Annotated in this window: 11 protein-coding genes; 6 read left to right on the top strand and 5 right to left on the bottom strand. The window is 34.4% G+C overall.

The features are described 5' to 3' along the window. Nucleotides 1-106: 106 nt before the first annotated feature. The 4 genes from Q4548_RS14100 to gyrB form a co-directional block, all read right to left on the bottom strand. Nucleotides 107-1,033, bottom strand: a complete 927-nt coding sequence (locus Q4548_RS14100; RefSeq protein ID WP_303456058.1) for a malate dehydrogenase — start codon at nucleotides 1,031-1,033, stop codon at nucleotides 107-109. Nucleotides 1,034-1,161: 128 nt separating this feature from the next. Next, nucleotides 1,162-1,626: a DUF2059 domain-containing protein gene (locus Q4548_RS14095; RefSeq protein ID WP_303456056.1), complete on the bottom strand. Its 465-nt coding sequence runs from the start codon at nucleotides 1,624-1,626 to the stop codon at nucleotides 1,162-1,164. 101 nt (nucleotides 1,627-1,727) lie between these two features. Beyond that, nucleotides 1,728-2,765 (bottom strand): DUF6588 family protein, encoded by a 1,038-nt coding sequence (locus Q4548_RS14090; protein WP_303456054.1) that lies wholly within the window; start codon nucleotides 2,763-2,765, stop codon nucleotides 1,728-1,730. A gap of 139 nt (nucleotides 2,766-2,904) precedes the next feature. Next, on the bottom strand, nucleotides 2,905-4,848 hold the full coding sequence (gene gyrB / locus Q4548_RS14085; protein ID WP_303456053.1) for a DNA topoisomerase (ATP-hydrolyzing) subunit B: 1,944 nt from the start codon (nucleotides 4,846-4,848) through the stop codon (nucleotides 2,905-2,907). A 483-nt stretch (nucleotides 4,849-5,331) separates the two neighbouring features. Here gyrB and Q4548_RS14080 point away from each other — a divergent pair, with 483 nt between their 5' ends. The 6 genes from Q4548_RS14080 (at nucleotide 5,332) to Q4548_RS14055 (ending at nucleotide 13,915) form a co-directional block, all read left to right on the top strand. Beyond that, nucleotides 5,332-6,783: a DASS family sodium-coupled anion symporter gene (locus Q4548_RS14080; protein WP_303456051.1), complete on the top strand. Its 1,452-nt coding sequence runs from the start codon at nucleotides 5,332-5,334 to the stop codon at nucleotides 6,781-6,783. A 19-nt stretch (nucleotides 6,784-6,802) separates the two neighbouring features. Further along, complete coding sequence (locus tag Q4548_RS14075; RefSeq protein ID WP_303456050.1) at nucleotides 6,803-8,059, top strand: porin; 1,257 nt, start codon at nucleotides 6,803-6,805, stop codon at nucleotides 8,057-8,059. 170 nt (nucleotides 8,060-8,229) lie between these two features. Beyond that, nucleotides 8,230-8,496: a hypothetical protein gene (locus Q4548_RS14070; RefSeq protein ID WP_303456049.1), complete on the top strand. Its 267-nt coding sequence runs from the start codon at nucleotides 8,230-8,232 to the stop codon at nucleotides 8,494-8,496. Nucleotides 8,497-8,566: 70 nt separating this feature from the next. Further along, on the top strand, nucleotides 8,567-9,964 hold the full coding sequence (locus Q4548_RS14065) for an amidase (RefSeq protein ID WP_303456048.1): 1,398 nt from the start codon (nucleotides 8,567-8,569) through the stop codon (nucleotides 9,962-9,964). Beyond that, on the top strand, nucleotides 9,964-13,302 hold the full coding sequence (gatB/aspS, locus tag Q4548_RS14060; protein ID WP_303456047.1) for a bifunctional amidotransferase subunit GatB/aspartate--tRNA ligase AspS: 3,339 nt from the start codon (nucleotides 9,964-9,966) through the stop codon (nucleotides 13,300-13,302). Before Q4548_RS14065 ends, gatB/aspS begins: the two co-directional genes overlap by 1 nt. A gap of 124 nt (nucleotides 13,303-13,426) precedes the next feature. Next, nucleotides 13,427-13,915: a hypothetical protein gene (locus Q4548_RS14055; RefSeq protein WP_303456045.1), complete on the top strand. Its 489-nt coding sequence runs from the start codon at nucleotides 13,427-13,429 to the stop codon at nucleotides 13,913-13,915. A 44-nt stretch (nucleotides 13,916-13,959) separates the two neighbouring features. Here Q4548_RS14055 and Q4548_RS14050 read toward each other — a convergent pair whose 3' ends face one another. After that, nucleotides 13,960-15,012 carry a ThiF family adenylyltransferase gene (locus tag Q4548_RS14050; RefSeq protein WP_303456043.1) on the bottom strand — a complete coding sequence of 351 codons (1,053 nt, stop codon included), beginning with the start codon at nucleotides 15,010-15,012 and terminating at the stop codon, nucleotides 13,960-13,962. Nucleotides 15,013-15,069: the final 57 nt, after the last annotated feature.

The following is a 15,069-nucleotide window of genomic DNA, read 5'->3' as shown; positions in this document are numbered from 1 at the left end:
TAAAATAAATAGTTGGTAAAAAAAACCAGGGAAAGTTTCTTCTCTGGTTTTTTTCTTTTTCTATAGAATTACTAGGTTTCTATAAAGGAGTCTTCTATGGTGGCTCTTAGACTTCTAACAAACCATTCGTTTTTCTAACAGCGTCTGCAGAGCCTTTGAATTTAGTTGCTTCTGCTTCATTCAATTCGATGTTGACAATTTTCTCAATACCATTAGCTCCTAATATACAAGGAACACCAATACAGATGTCTGATTGTCCGTATTCACCCTCTAGGTAAGCAGAGCAAGGAAATATTTTTTTAGAGTCAGTAGCTATTGCTTGTACCATGGCAGATACAGCAGCACCTGGTGCGTACCATGCAGATGTTCCTAGCATTTTAGTTAATGTTGCACCTCCTACCATGGTAGCTTGAGCAACTTCTTCTAGTCTTTCTTCTGAAATAAATTGAGAAACAGGGATGGAGTTTCGGGTTGCGTATCTTGTCAAAGGAATCATTCCTGAGTCAGAGTGTCCACCAATTACCATTCCGTCTATGTCTGATAAAGGAGCTTCTAAAGCTTCTGCCAAACGGTATTTAAAGCGTCCAGAGTCTAAAGCACCTCCCATTCCAATAATCTTGTTTTTTGGTAAACCTGTAGCTTTGTATGCTAAATAAGTCATGGTATCCATTGGGTTGGATACGACAATAATAATAACGTTTGGAGAATGTTTGATTAAGTTCTCAGAAACTTGTTTAACAATTCCAGCATTAATTCCAATCAATTCTTCACGAGTCATTCCTGGTTTTCTTGGAATTCCAGATGTGATAACAGCTACATCAGAACCTTTGGTTTTAGTATAATCATTTGTAGCTCCAATAATTTTAGTATCAAAATCGTTCAAAGAAGCAGTTTGCATTAAGTCCATAGCTTTACCTTCAGCAAAGTTTTCTTTAATATCTACAATGACTACTTCTGAGGCAAAGTTTTTAATAGCGATGTATTCTGCGCAAGATGCACCAACGGCACCAGCTCCAACTACAGTTACTTTCATGTTGTATTATTTTTATGTGAGTTTAATCCTTTTTTGATACTTTAAAAGTAGTGATTTGTATTTAACAGAAACATGATATAGGTCATTAACCTTTGTTTCTTTGTTAAAAAGATCGATTTTAAAGGAGTTTATATTCCTATTTCTTTCATTCTATTGACTATTCTTTGTTGAAATTTGGGTACTTCATCTTGCATTATTTTTTGCATCAATTCTGTGGTGATGGTAGGGGTGAGTTTGATGAACTTTTGTCCTACATCAGTTTTGTAAAATGCAATTAGCGCATCAATGTCTTCAGTGTTAAAATATTTAGCGTAAATAGTAACCATAGAACCGTTAATGATGTCTTTGGTGTATTGTTTAGATTCTTCTATAATAATAGCATTTATTTTTTCTAGTTTTTGTTTTTGATCTTCTGTTTTTAAACTAGATTTTATTTGTTGCTGCATCATTGGAATCATTTGATCCATCATTTGATTGATGATTTGGTCTGCTTGCATTATTTTGATCATTTCTAAGACTTTTTCCTTAGATGTCTGAGCATAAGCGTTGCTATATAGCATGGTACATAACAATAAGTAGATGATTTTTTTCATGGTTTTTAAAAAGCTCTGCTAAAGATAATGAAACAAAACAAAAAAGTCTATTGTGATTGTTCACAATAGACTTTTTAATTGGTTGACTGTAATTGGATAGATTATCTAAAGCTAAAAGAGATTCCTGCGTTTACGGCATTGTATTCTTGAAGTGTGTAACTACCATATATTTTAAAGAAAGCTAGATTTAAACTCATACCAGCGGTAGTCATAAAATTACTCACGTCATTTTTTAAGTGTGGTAATGTCTCTGGGTCTATTTCTCTTGATTGAACTCCAATTCCTTCAATTTCATACTCAAATTCATAGTCTCCTTTTACAACCAAAGAAGATTCTCCTGTGGAATATCCAACACCCACAAAAAAGTTGACAATTTTTAAATCTACGGATCCTAATAGTTGACCTGTAAATGTTTTTACTTCCATATCAATGCTTTGTCCTTCTTCTCCTGGTAAGTATTGAGAGTTTAGTTTGGTGTATCCTCCAAATAAAGAGATGTCTACCAAAGGGATACGTTTTGCGATTGGTAAATATTGTAAGATATTGTGTTTGATACCGATACCAAATAAGTCTGTTTTAAAGCTGTCGCTTCCTACTTCGGGTACAAATCTAAAAGTTACATCCGTTTTGAATGGCAATCCAATTCCTGCTTGAATCATGGCCAAAGGCACTTGGTCAAATCCTGATTCTTCTGTGAGTCCATTCAAAGCATCAAATTCGTATTTTCTAGTTTCTGACAATCCAAGAAAGCTAACTTCTTCTTCGTATACGAGTGTTTGGTTTGTGCTTCCTCCAAAAGAGGTTGGTAAAACAGTGCTTGCGTTTGCATCGCTGGCATCGGTTCCTTTTATGTATACGTTGTTGTAGTCTCCGTTTCTAAATGTAAAATTTTTATCCTTATTAGGGACAGAAGATAGCGTGGCGTTTAAAGTGATATCAAAACCTAAAAGTTTATGAGGTTTGGCGGTTCTGTACCAGCCGTTGTTAAGGTTGTACATGGTTCCTTTAAAAGCTGGATCCATATAAGATTGCAGCATGGTTCCTGCATCTTCTCCAAGAACCAAAAAGTCTTCTATGTCTTGAGCTTTAGAGGTGAATGCGCAACTAATCAGAGCGATGGATAAAATTAGTTTTTTCATAAGTCTAGTTTTAATCTATAGTTGTTACGAAGTTACAAAAAATACATAGTCTTTTTTGTTCAATTATTTAAAGGCGAAAAAAAAGAGATGAGCTACATAGCTCATCTCTTTATAGATGTGAAAAATAGAGCTTATTCAATTAAGCATCAATATTTGCGTATTTTGCATTTTTCTCAATAAATTCTCTACGTGGTGGAACTTCATCACCCATCAACATAGAAAAAACACGATCTGCTTCTATTTCGCTATCAATAACTACTTTACGTAATGTTCTAAATTCAGGATTCATGGTTGTGTCCCATAATTGTTCTGCATTCATTTCTCCCAAACCTTTGTAGCGCTGAATACCAGCCGATCCTCCTAGTTTAAGGTTGATCATGTCTCGTTGATCATCTGACCAAGCGTATTCTTTTTTTGCTCCTTTTTTAACTAAATATAAAGGAGGAGTGGCAATGTATACATAACCCTGCTCAACCATCTCTCTCATGTATCTAAAAAAGAAGGTAAGAATTAAAGTAGCAATGTGAGAACCATCAACATCGGCATCACACATAATTACTACTTTATGGTAACGTAATTTTGATAAATTCAATGCTTTGCTATCTTCTTCTGTACCAATGGTAACACCTAAAGCGGTAAACATGTTTTTGATTTCTTCATTTTCAAAAACTTTGTGATTCATAGCTTTTTCTACGTTTAAGATTTTTCCTCTTAAAGGTAAAATAGCTTGAAATTCACGGTCACGACCTTGTTTTGCAGTTCCTCCTGCAGAATCTCCCTCAACTAAGAAAATTTCACATTTTTCAGGATCTGTTTCAGAACAGTCAGACAGTTTACCTGGCAAACCTCCAATGGACATTACGGTTTTACGTTGTACCATTTCACGAGCTTTGGTAGCTGCGTGACGGGCTTGTGCTGCTAAAATTACTTTTTGAACAATGACTTTTGCATCGTCTGGATGTTCCTCTAGGTAATCTGTCAGCATTTCTGATACGGCTTGACTTACAGCGGCAGAAACTTCACGGTTACCTAATTTTGTTTTTGTTTGTCCTTCAAATTGTGGTTCTTGAACTTTTACAGATACAATAGCGGTCAGTCCTTCACGGAAATCATCTCCAGAAATGTCAAACTTTAATTTGCTCAGCATTCCAGAAGCATCTGCGTATTTTTTTAAAGTAGTGGTCAATCCTCTACGGAAACCAGACAAGTGTGTACCACCTTCGTGTGTGTTGATGTTGTTTACATAAGAATGCAAGTTTTCGGAATACGAAGTGTTGTATACCATAGCAACTTCAACAGGGATTCCGTTTTTTTCACCTTCCATTGCAATAACACCTGCGGTTAATTGCTCACGTGTTCCGTCTAAGTATTTTACAAACTCACTCAATCCTTCGGTACTTGTAAAGGTTTCGGTAGGATGATTTCCCTCGTCATTGGTAACTCTTTTGTCTGTTAAGGTGATGACAATCCCTTTGTTAAGGAAAGACAATTCTCTTAAACGAGCAGCTAAAGTGTCGTAGTTGTATTCTGTAGTTTGTTGAAATATAGATCTGTCTGGAGTAAAAGTAACTTCAGTCCCTCTTTTTTCAGTAACCCCTACTTGTTTTACGGGATACAAAGCTTTACCTCTTTCGTATTCTTGCTCGTATATTTGTCCGTTTCTGTAAACGGTAGCTTTTAAATGATCTGACAGTGCGTTCACACAAGAGACTCCAACACCGTGTAGTCCTCCAGACACTTTATAAGAATCTTTATCAAATTTACCACCAGCACCAATTTTAGTCATTACTACTTCTAAAGCAGAAACTCCCTCTTTTTTGTGCATGTCAACGGGAATACCACGACCATCATCGTTTACGGTTATTGAGTTTCCCTCGTTGATAAAAACATTGATGCTGTTACAATGTCCAGCCAAAGCTTCATCAATAGAGTTGTCAATTACCTCATATACCAAGTGATGCAAACCTCTAATTCCAACATCTCCAATATACATGGACGGTCGCATTCTAACGTGTTCCATTCCCTCCAGGGCCTGAATACTATCCGCAGAATATTGTTGCTTGTCTTCTATATTATTACTCATTCTATTTTATTGTTTTTATAATCCAACCTAACAAATATAAATAAATAAGGGCGTTTTTAAAGGGATTGTAGTGAGAAATTGGGGAATTAGTCAATTGAATAAAGTGTCTTAAATCGCTTAAAAATGCGTTTATTTTGAATTTTGTGATTTTTTGTGATTTTATTTTTCAAAAATATTCCTTCAAGCCTTGAAAAAGGATTTTTAAAAACTGGTTGATGTAGATTTTTTAAGGTTCCATCAACTTTAATTTAGAGATTTTGTAAGTGTAATACTTATATTCTTAGGCAGCTTAAATGTTGATTTTCGAGATAAAATGGTTGGTTTTTGAATAATTTTTTAATGAAAACGATGTAGTGTTAGGTAAAAGATAGTGAAATTATAAAATATTGTGTTATTTGTAAAAATGAGTAGATATGACCTAAGTCATAGAATTATGAATGCTTTCTACGGAATTTTACAACATCGAACTAAAACAACTAAATTATGTCAGATTCAAGGTCCGCCTCAATCCGAAAATACTCCAGAATTCAACATATGGTGAGCTTTCAAGGAAGAATCATCAATTTATTATTAAGTGTTATTGTAGCTTTTGGAGGAACCTATTTATTACAATCTCCTGCATTAGATACACCACAAATCTATGTGTTGTTTTTACTAATATTATCAGTTTGTTTATGGGTTACAGAGGCTATTCCACCTTTTACGGTGGGGCTTTTTATTTTTGGTTTCTTGGTCTTTGCTCTGGGGAAACATTACCACGATATAGATCCTACAACGTCTAATAAAATAGTACAAAAATATGTGCAAACGTGGTCTAACTCAGTAATATGGTTAATGTTAGGTGGTTTTTTTATGGCAGAAGCCATGCAGAAAGTAGGTTTGGATAAAACAATTTTTAAATTAACCATTAAAAGATTTGGAGCCAAACCAAGGTTTGTTTTGTTGGGAATTATGTTAGTAACGGCTATTTTCTCTATGATTATGAGTAATACGGCTACTACAGCAATGATGATTGCATCCGTATTGCCTTTTTTAAAAACATTACCAAAAGAAGCAAAAATTACCAAAGCATTGTTGATTGGAATTCCTGCAGCAGCATCACTTGGAGGTATGGGAACTATTATTGGTTCTCCACCCAATGCTGTGGCGGTTGATGGTTTGTTGCAGAACGGGATTAAATTCGGTTTTTTAGAATGGATGATGATAGGTTTTCCTGTTGCAATTATTTTGGTGATGATTTTTTGGAAAATTTTGATAACGAAATACATTCCTAGAATATCTTCTATCGATTTAGGATTTTTAAGTGAAGGAGAACCAGAAGAAGGATCAAACGAAGAGATTTTTATGATGAAAAAGAAATTTGTTTTGGGGGTCTTGGCAGTAACTATGTTATTGTGGCTGACAAGTAAATTGCATGGGATTTCGGCTTCTACGGTTTCCATGTTACCTATTATGTTGTTAACTATGTTTAGAATTGTAGATTCTGAAGATGTAAGAAAATTGCCTTGGGATACGCTAATGCTGGTTGCAGGAGGTTTGTCTTTAGGTTTGGCAATTAAAGAAACGGGACTTGCAGCTTACTATGTAGGATTGTTGAATGATTTTAATTTGAATCCTTACATGATGATAGGAGTCTTTGCATTCATAACGGTGGTTTTGTCTAATTTTATGAGTAACACTGCAACCACTACTATTTTAATTCCAATAGCAATTATTTTGGCAACAGACAACCCTATTATTCTACCATTGGTCATTGGGTTTAGTGCTTCTACAGCTTTGTTTTTCCCTATTTCTACTCCGCCGAATGCAATTGCTTTTAGTACGGGGCTCATAGAGCAAAAAGATTTCCGATTTGGAGGTTTGATAGCTGGTTTATTAGGTCCTGTAATAGTGGTATTGGTAGTGTTAGGTTTTCAGTTTTTTGGATTGATTTAATGACATAAAGAAAAATTAAATGAAAGAATTTAAATACATAATGTTGATTTCTGTATTGGTTTTAACTGCTGTTAATGCCCAAGAAAAAGAATTCAAACCTAAAGTGAATTGGTCACTAACCACGCAAATTTGGTTGCGATATTCAGAGTTGAATGAAGGAACAACTATGAATGGAGAAAGCACAAAAAGTTTTGCGGATGTGTCTATTCGTAGATTAAGAATTCCTGTTTCTTCTCAAATTACACCCAAAATATATGCCTATGCATTGTTGGGCGGAAACAATTACAATATAGGAGTTTCATCATCTAAAGATTTTCCTTTACAGGTTTTAGATTTGTATGCAGAGTATGGTTTTAGTAAAGCTTTTGAAGCTGGGGTGGGGAAATCAGGATGGCAAGGATTGAATCGTTGGAATGTTAGATCAAGTAAGAGTTTAATGGGGTTAGATTCTCCATTGTTTACCTTGAATGAAGTGAATAAAACGGATGATTTAGGTCGTAATGTAGGAGTTTGGTTTAAAGGGCAAGTGGCTAAGTTTGATTATCGTTTGGTGTTTAACAACCCTATTATGGTAACTACAGCACCATCTGGAGCTACGGATTTTGCCAATAATAGACCTAGAGTTAAAACGTCGTCTTACGTAAAATATCAGTTTTGGGAAGAAGAGTCAAACAAGTCGTCATATCAGACTGGGACTTATATCAATACAAAAAAAGTATGGAATATTGGGGCAGGATTTCAGTATCAGAAAAAAGCGATGAGTGATGGAGATGTATCAGACTCCTCAACAAATTATTACGATTTAAAACATTGGGCAGTAGATTCTTTTTTGAGCTTACCTTTGAACAAAGATGATGGTATTACAGCTTATCTAGGATATTATCACTACGGATTTGGGAAAGATTATATTCGAAATGTGGGGGCTAACAATCCTGGTTTTTCTGGCGGAGATGATTTTAATGGAGCAGGAGTTGCTTTTCCAATGATTGGTACGGGAGATACATTTTACACCCAGTTTGGATATGCGTTTTCTAGAGCAAAAGTTTTAGGAAAAGAACTAATTTTTCAGCCAAATATAGCAATACAACATTCCAATTGGGATGCTTTAAATGAGTCAATGACTTTGTATGATTTTACATTGAATTGCTTTTTAAACGGACATGGAAATAAGTTGAGTTTAGGGTATCAATACAGACCTGTTTTTGATGAGGTAAGTTTGAAAGAAAAAGATAGAAAAGGTATGGCGGTACTACAGTATCAGATTACCATAAAATAGTAGTTGTTTTTTTTATAGTTGTTCGTGAAAACAGCCGGATTCCTAAGTGGAATTTGGCTGTTTTCTATTTGATTAGATGTTGAGTTAAACTTTAAAGTTTCAAACCTTTTTACTCCGTCAAAACTTTTGTAATTTCGCGGACTTGAAGTCTGACTTAAAACAAAGAAGAAATGAGTAAAATAATGCCTGTAGACATTTTGTCTAGTATCAAAGGAGCAAAGTCTTCTGAGGCGGTGGATCAATTGTTTGATGTAATTAGAAATGCAGAAATCAATCAAAATTCATCAAATCAAAATGCAAAGAATGCCATGTCTATTGATGACTTACGTGCTGATGTTGTAGAAAATAGTTCAGAAATCACCAAACAAATCATTAGAGAAAACTTTCCAAAAGAGAAAGATGGGTATTTAGTGGTGTCTAAAGTAATTGAGGGGTAAACCTAGCCTTTAGTCTTTAGCGGTTAGCATTTAGCTAATGGCCAAGAGCTAAAAGCCAAAAGCGCGAATAATGAGCGAAATAAAAAGAATACATCAAGATTTAGTAGCGAAAAAATACACTTGTACTGCTTTTGTACAAGAAAAATTGGACTTACTAAAAGAAAATAAATACAATTCGGTAAATACTGTTTTAGAAGAATTGGCTTTAGAAGCTGCTGCAAAAGTAGATGCTAAAATTGCCAACGGAGAAGAAATAGGTTTGTTAGAAGGAATTCCTTTTGGAATTAAAGATGTGTACATGGTTCAGGGAACTTATACATCTGCAAGTTCAGATTTGTTAAAAAATTACAAATCAGCTTACACAGCCACAGCTATTCAAAAGTTGTTAGATGCGGGAGCTATTCCCATGGCTAAAGAAAATTGCGATAGTTTTGGTCACGGTTCTTCTTCTGAAAATACGGTTTTTGGAAGTGTTAAAAATGCCATCGACACAAGTTTAGTTGCAGGAGGTTCTTCCGGAGGTTCTGCAGTAAACGTAGCTGCTGATTATACGGTGTTTTCTATTGGTGGAGATACAGGAGGTTCTATTCGTCAGCCAGCAGGATACAATAAAATTTACGGATTAAAACCTACTTATGGACGAGTTTCTCGTTTTGGTCTGATGGCTTATGCATCGTCTACAGATACCGTAGGGCCTTTGGCAAAATCTATAGAAGATGTGGCTATTGTGATGAATGTCATCAGTGGAAAAGATGGAAAAGATCAAACATCTATTGTTTCTGAAGAAATCAATGCTGAGGTAGTGGCATCTAAACCAGAAGGAATTAAAGTAGGTTACTTTAAAAACTTTATAGAGAACGATGCAATTGATCCAACTATAAAAGCTGACTTTTTAGCAACCATCGAAAAAATAAAAACAGCAGGATACGAAGTTCAAGAATTAGATTTCTTTGATGCAGATACCTTAGTTTCTACTTACTATACGTTAGCGATGGCAGAAACGGCTTCTAACTTATCAAGATTAGATGGTACCAATTACGGAGATCGTATTGAGGGTAAAAACTTGAAAGAAACTTACATGGTGACTCGTTCGGAAAACTTTACAGAAGAAACCAAACGTAGAATTGTAGGAGGTAACCAAGTATTGTCTCAAGGATTCTCCGATGCTATTTATTTAAAAGGTCAAGAATTAAGAAAAGAGATTGAAGCTGCTTTTGAAGCAGACTTTAACAATGTAGATATTATTTTATCACCTGTAACACCAGGACCTGTTCCTAAAATAGGAGAAGTATTAAGCAATCCACATGCCATGTATTTGTCGGATGCTTATACGGTTGGTTTCAGTTTAGGACAGTTACCAACGTTAACATGTCCGTTTGGAACAGAAACTGGAATTCAAGTAACAGGAGCTAAAAACAAAGAACAAACTATTTTACAGTTTGCTAACTTCTTAAACCAAGTGCAATAATGGAATTAGATAGATTAAATGCTCTATTAGAAGAAAACAACATAGAGTTAGTTGCAGGGATAGAAACGCACGTACGATTAAACACAAAATCAAAATTATTTTGTGGATGTGCTAACGAAGAAAGTGAAGAAGCAAACGTAAATATTTGTCCGGTATGTACAGGTCAAATGGGAGTGTTGCCAGCTATTAATAAAGAAGCAATCACAAAGGCTATTTATTTTGGTAAAGCGGTAAATTCTACGTTTTCTAACGAAGTAATTTCTTGGGATCGTAAACATTATGAATACCCAGACAATCCAAAAAATATTCAGATTACACAGTTTCACAATCCTATCATTCCAGACGGAGAAGTGGCTTGTTATCGTAATGATGGTTCTCAATTTACCGTACAAATTGAGCAGGTGCATGTTGAAGAAGATGCTGCAAAATTGGTGCACGAGAAAAACATTTCTTTGGTAGATTTTAACAAAGGAGGAGTTCCATTAATTGAAATTGTTACCAAGCCGTGTATTCGTAATATAGAAGATGCATCTACTTATGCACAATATATTCAACGTATTGTACAAAACTTAGGGATTTCTGAAGCTAACTTAGATAAAGGTCAGTTTAAATCTGATGTATCTGTCTCTTTACGTATCAAAGGAACAGATGTTTTAAACCCTCGTACCGAGATTAAAAACTTAAACTCGTTTAAGTTTATGGTAGAGGCTTTAAAAGAAGAAATAGAAAAGCAATTAAACTACTTTTTAGAGCATAAAGAATTTAGACCAGATCAAACTACAGTTTTATGGGATGAAGCTTTAAAGCAAACCAAGGTGATGCGTAAGAAAGAATACGATGCAGATTATCGTTATATTTCTGAGCCAGACTTACCTTTTGTAGCCATTAAAGATGTGGTAGATAGTATTTCAGTAGATCCTAAAGTATTGCCTTATTTTGTAGAATCTAAGTTGATTGAAGGTGGAGTTTTACCTCAAGATGCTAAGTTTTTTACGGCAGATGCTTTGCGTTCTAAAACCGTAATGACTTTAATTGATGCCATTGGAGATGTTGCTTTTGTTGCTAAAACATTAACCAATAATTTAAAAGCAGAAGATTACGATAAGATTGAAAATATAGAAGATTTAAGCTCTATATTTAAATCTTTCAAAGATGGAAAAGTAACCAATGTATTGGTTCAAAAAGCGATTGAATCTTTATTAGCAGATGCTAAATTTGATTATAAAAAATACTTTGCAGACAATAGCATTTCTGAAAATCAAATTCAAGATGCGGTAAATGCTGCTATTACTGAAAACGAAGCGATTGCTAATGATATCAAAGCAGGTAACAAAGGAAAAGCAGGAGTTTTAGTAGGAAAAGTAATTGGAAAGATTGGAAAAGGAGCTCCAGGAAATATAGTTCGTGAAATGATTTTGGCTACGCTTTCAGCGAGTACAGAGTCTAAAGTACAAAGTACAAAGTCAGAGGGAGAACTTAATACTCAAGACTCAGTACTTAATACTAAGGAAAAAGAAGAACTTCCGAAAATTCCAATCATCATTAAAGAAGAATATAGAACTCATGTGATTACTCAGATTACTGAGGATAATATTGATGGAACCGTTGGTTTGTCAGGTTGGGTGAGTTCAGTAAGAGATCATGGAGAGTTGATGTTTATTGATTTACGAGATTCTTCTTACGAAGTAATTCAAGTACGTTTGTCTAGAGAATCTTTCCCTAACTTAGATGAGTTGGTGAGGTTAAAACCAGAATCTGTGATTGCCGTTTCGGGTAAAATAGTACAACGTAGTGAGAGTGATTACAATGCAGGTTTGAGAACCGGTAAAATTGAATTAGAAGCTACGGATTTAGATATTTTAAATTTATCTAGAACCTTACCTTTTGAAATTAAAAAAGCCACACGCTCTAACGAAGCGGTTCGTTTTGAATACAAATTTTTAGATCATAGAAATCAAGACGTTCGTAAGGCAGTTGTCAACCGTCATAAAGTAATTAAATTACTTCGTGACCTATTAGATGAAGATGGTTTCTTAGAGGTAGAAACACCTATTTTAACTGCAGGAACAGATGAAGGAGCAAGAGAATTTATTGTGCCTTCTCGTAAAGAGCCCGGAGCATTTTATACGTTGCCACAAGCACCACAACAGTTCAAGCAAATGTTGATGGTAGGTGGTTTTGAAAAGTATTTCCAAATAGCTCGTTGTTTCCGTGATGAGGATTCTCGTGGAGATCGTCAGCCAGAATTTACACAGTTAGATATAGAAATGGCTTATGCATCTATGCAACAAATCATTGATTTGAATACAGAGATGTTTAATACTATTGTAAAGAAAATATATGGTAACAAATGGATTCTACGTCCGTTTGAAGTGATTACCTATAAAGATGCGATGGATAAATATGGTTGTGATAGACCAGATTTACGCTTTGGATTGCAAATGCAAGACATTACAGATATTGTAAAAGATACTACGTTCCAGGTGTTCTCTAAGCCTATAGAAGATGGTGGAATTGTAAAATGTATCAAGGTTTCTGCTGAGGAACAAGGAGGAAAACGTATGTCTAAAGGACAGATTGAAAAGTTAACTTCTATTGCACAACAACATGGATTAGGTGGATTGGCCTATATTATTGTTAATGAAAATGATTTACAATCACCAATTATCAAATTCTTAGGTGAAGAAATTGCTCAGAACATTATTAATGTAACAGATGCTCAAGTGGGAGATATTGTTTATTTCTCTGCAGCAGATTATTCTACAGCTAATAAAGCTTTAGATGCTGTTCGTCAGGAATTGGGAGCTATGTTAAGATTAATCAATCCTAAGGAATTGAGACCTGCTTGGGTAGTAGATTTCCCAATGTTTGAGAAAACGGATGAAGGAAGATGGACGTTTACACACAATCCATTCTCAATGCCAGCTATTTATGATTTGGATAAACACATGAATGGAGAAGGTGAGGAAATAGGAACGATTATCGCTCAACAATATGACCTAATCTTAAATGGTTATGAAATAGGTGGAGGATCTGTTCGTGCTCATAAACCAGAAATTTTAGAAGCAACCTATAAAAATATGGGTTACAATAAAGAAGAGATGTTAAAGAGTGTTGGCACGATGTATGAAGCGTTTCATTATGGAGCACCACCACATGGTGGAATTGCTTGGGGAGTAGATAGATTGATGATGATTTTAGAGAAAAAAGCTTCTATTAGAGAGGTGATGGCTTTCCCTAAAACAGGAAGTTCTGAAGATTTATTATTTAAATCTCCTTCTAAATTGTCTACTAAAAAAGTAGAAGAAATGAATGTGAGAGTAATTATGAAAAAATAGTATGAAATAAAAACGAACATCAATACAATTTCATATAAGTTAGAATAATGATTTTTGTTAAATAGAAGGTTTATTTTAAGGTAAATAGACTCATTACGTTAATCGTGTTATTTATATTTGCACTATGAAAAAGTTATTAGCCAGATTTGGTTTTAGAAATTTTTTAACGTTTGATCCCCATGGACTTGAGGTGTTAGATGTTAAAGGTCAGAAAGATGTCATAGAATGGAATGACATCCTTAAGGTTGTTTTTGTTGGCTATTTTGAAGAGTATAGTGGATATTTTTTGACAAATGATTACAAGTCTAAAGCTTTGTACGAAAATATAGAGATCAACTGTAGTCAAAACATGGTTAAAATTCGTACTGGAGGTTCTCCAATTGTAAAAAAAAACACAAGTGAATCTTTTACAACGAAGTTTGGGACTACATGTATATATGATGTTGTGTTTATAGAATATAGGACACCAGAAGGCGGGAAAAATTTATATGCGTTGCACTATAAAAAAAGTAAGAAAGAAGGTCAGATTAAGAATTTAAAAAGATTCTTAACAGACGATAAAATCCATAAGGCCACAAGAGCAGACGGATTTAATCATATATTTTCGATATAAAAAAAGCATCACGTTTGTGATGCTTTTTTTATGCATTATTATTTTTATTGACGAATTCCTCCTTTTAGAGATTTTACAGGTAAATTTAATTCCTGAATCAATTGTGCACTTCGATTTCCTGTTTGGCAATACAAGACTATTTGTTTTTTATCATGTAGCAATAAAGGGTTGTTTCGGATTTCTTTTTCTGGAATGTGTTTCCCTCCAATATCAAATATTTCTCTTTCTTCGGATGTTCTAATATCAATCAATTCTACTTCATTTTTTTCTAATAAGAGCATCAATTCCTTATATTCTATAGTAGGAATGTTTGCTTGATTCATGACATTGCAAAAGAAATCATAATCTATTAATTTAGTTATTTTGATAGCTTCATTTTTTTGAAAACTCAACACAAAATTTTGATTGTTAAGTGTATTGATGGTCAATAGTTTTCCTGATAAAACTTCACCAATCTCACAAATAACTTTAATTACTTCATTTGCTTGATAACATCCTACAATTCCTGGTAAAACACCTAAAACTCCAATTTCTGAACAAGATGGAACAGAACCTTCTTTTGGCGGAGTAGGATATAAACAACGATATGTGGGGCCGTTGTTGTAATTGAATACAGAGATTTGTCCTTCAAACTTAAAAATAGATCCAAACACCAAAGGTTTGTTCGCTAGTACAGCAGCATCGTTGCATAAATACCTTGTTTGAAAATTGTCAGAACCATCTACAATAATATCATATTTTTCAAACAAATCAATAGCATTGTCAACAGTCAAAAAAGAATCAATCACATTAAATTTCACATAAGGATTCAATAGCTTCATTCTGTTTGTTGCTGCCCTAGCTTTTGATTTTCCTACATCATCAATAGAAAATAAAACTTGACGTTGTAAGTTGGTAACATCCACGGTGTCTCCATCTACAATACCTATGGTTCCAACACCAGCAGCAGTTAAATACTGGAGGATAGGGCAGCCCAAACCACCAGCACCAATAATCAATACTTTAGCTGATTTTATTTTTTCTTGACCTTCTAACCCTATCTCACTTAATAGCAAATGACGACTGTAAAGTATTTTTTCGTTGTTGTTTAAAGCCATATTTTCTAATTAAGTGTTCATGAATTATAGTGCAAAATTACAACCATTTGTAATTTT

Origin of the sequence: Wenyingzhuangia sp. 2_MG-2023, assembly GCF_030548295.1 — a bacterium.
Taxonomy (GTDB): domain Bacteria; phylum Bacteroidota; class Bacteroidia; order Flavobacteriales; family Flavobacteriaceae; genus Wenyingzhuangia.
This window is presented reverse-complemented; position numbering and strand designations above follow the sequence as displayed.

Coding starts and splice junctions, on each gene's coding strand:
- Q4548_RS14070 (WP_303456049.1), top strand. CDS start 8,230: ATGAGTAAAATAATGCCTGTAGACATTTTGTCTAGTATCAAAGGAGCA.
- Q4548_RS14080 (WP_303456051.1), top strand. CDS start 5,332: ATGTCAGATTCAAGGTCCGCCTCAATCCGAAAATACTCCAGAATTCAA.
- gatB/aspS (WP_303456047.1), top strand. CDS start 9,964: ATGGAATTAGATAGATTAAATGCTCTATTAGAAGAAAACAACATAGAG.
- Q4548_RS14090 (WP_303456054.1), bottom strand. CDS start 2,765: ATGAAAAAACTAATTTTATCCATCGCTCTGATTAGTTGCGCATTCACC.
- Q4548_RS14100 (WP_303456058.1), bottom strand. CDS start 1,033: ATGAAAGTAACTGTAGTTGGAGCTGGTGCCGTTGGTGCATCTTGCGCA.
- gyrB (WP_303456053.1), bottom strand. CDS start 4,848: ATGAGTAATAATATAGAAGACAAGCAACAATATTCTGCGGATAGTATT.
- Q4548_RS14065 (WP_303456048.1), top strand. CDS start 8,567: ATGAGCGAAATAAAAAGAATACATCAAGATTTAGTAGCGAAAAAATAC.
- Q4548_RS14095 (WP_303456056.1), bottom strand. CDS start 1,626: ATGAAAAAAATCATCTACTTATTGTTATGTACCATGCTATATAGCAAC.
- Q4548_RS14050 (WP_303456043.1), bottom strand. CDS start 15,012: ATGGCTTTAAACAACAACGAAAAAATACTTTACAGTCGTCATTTGCTA.
- Q4548_RS14075 (WP_303456050.1), top strand. CDS start 6,803: ATGAAAGAATTTAAATACATAATGTTGATTTCTGTATTGGTTTTAACT.
- Q4548_RS14055 (WP_303456045.1), top strand. CDS start 13,427: ATGAAAAAGTTATTAGCCAGATTTGGTTTTAGAAATTTTTTAACGTTT.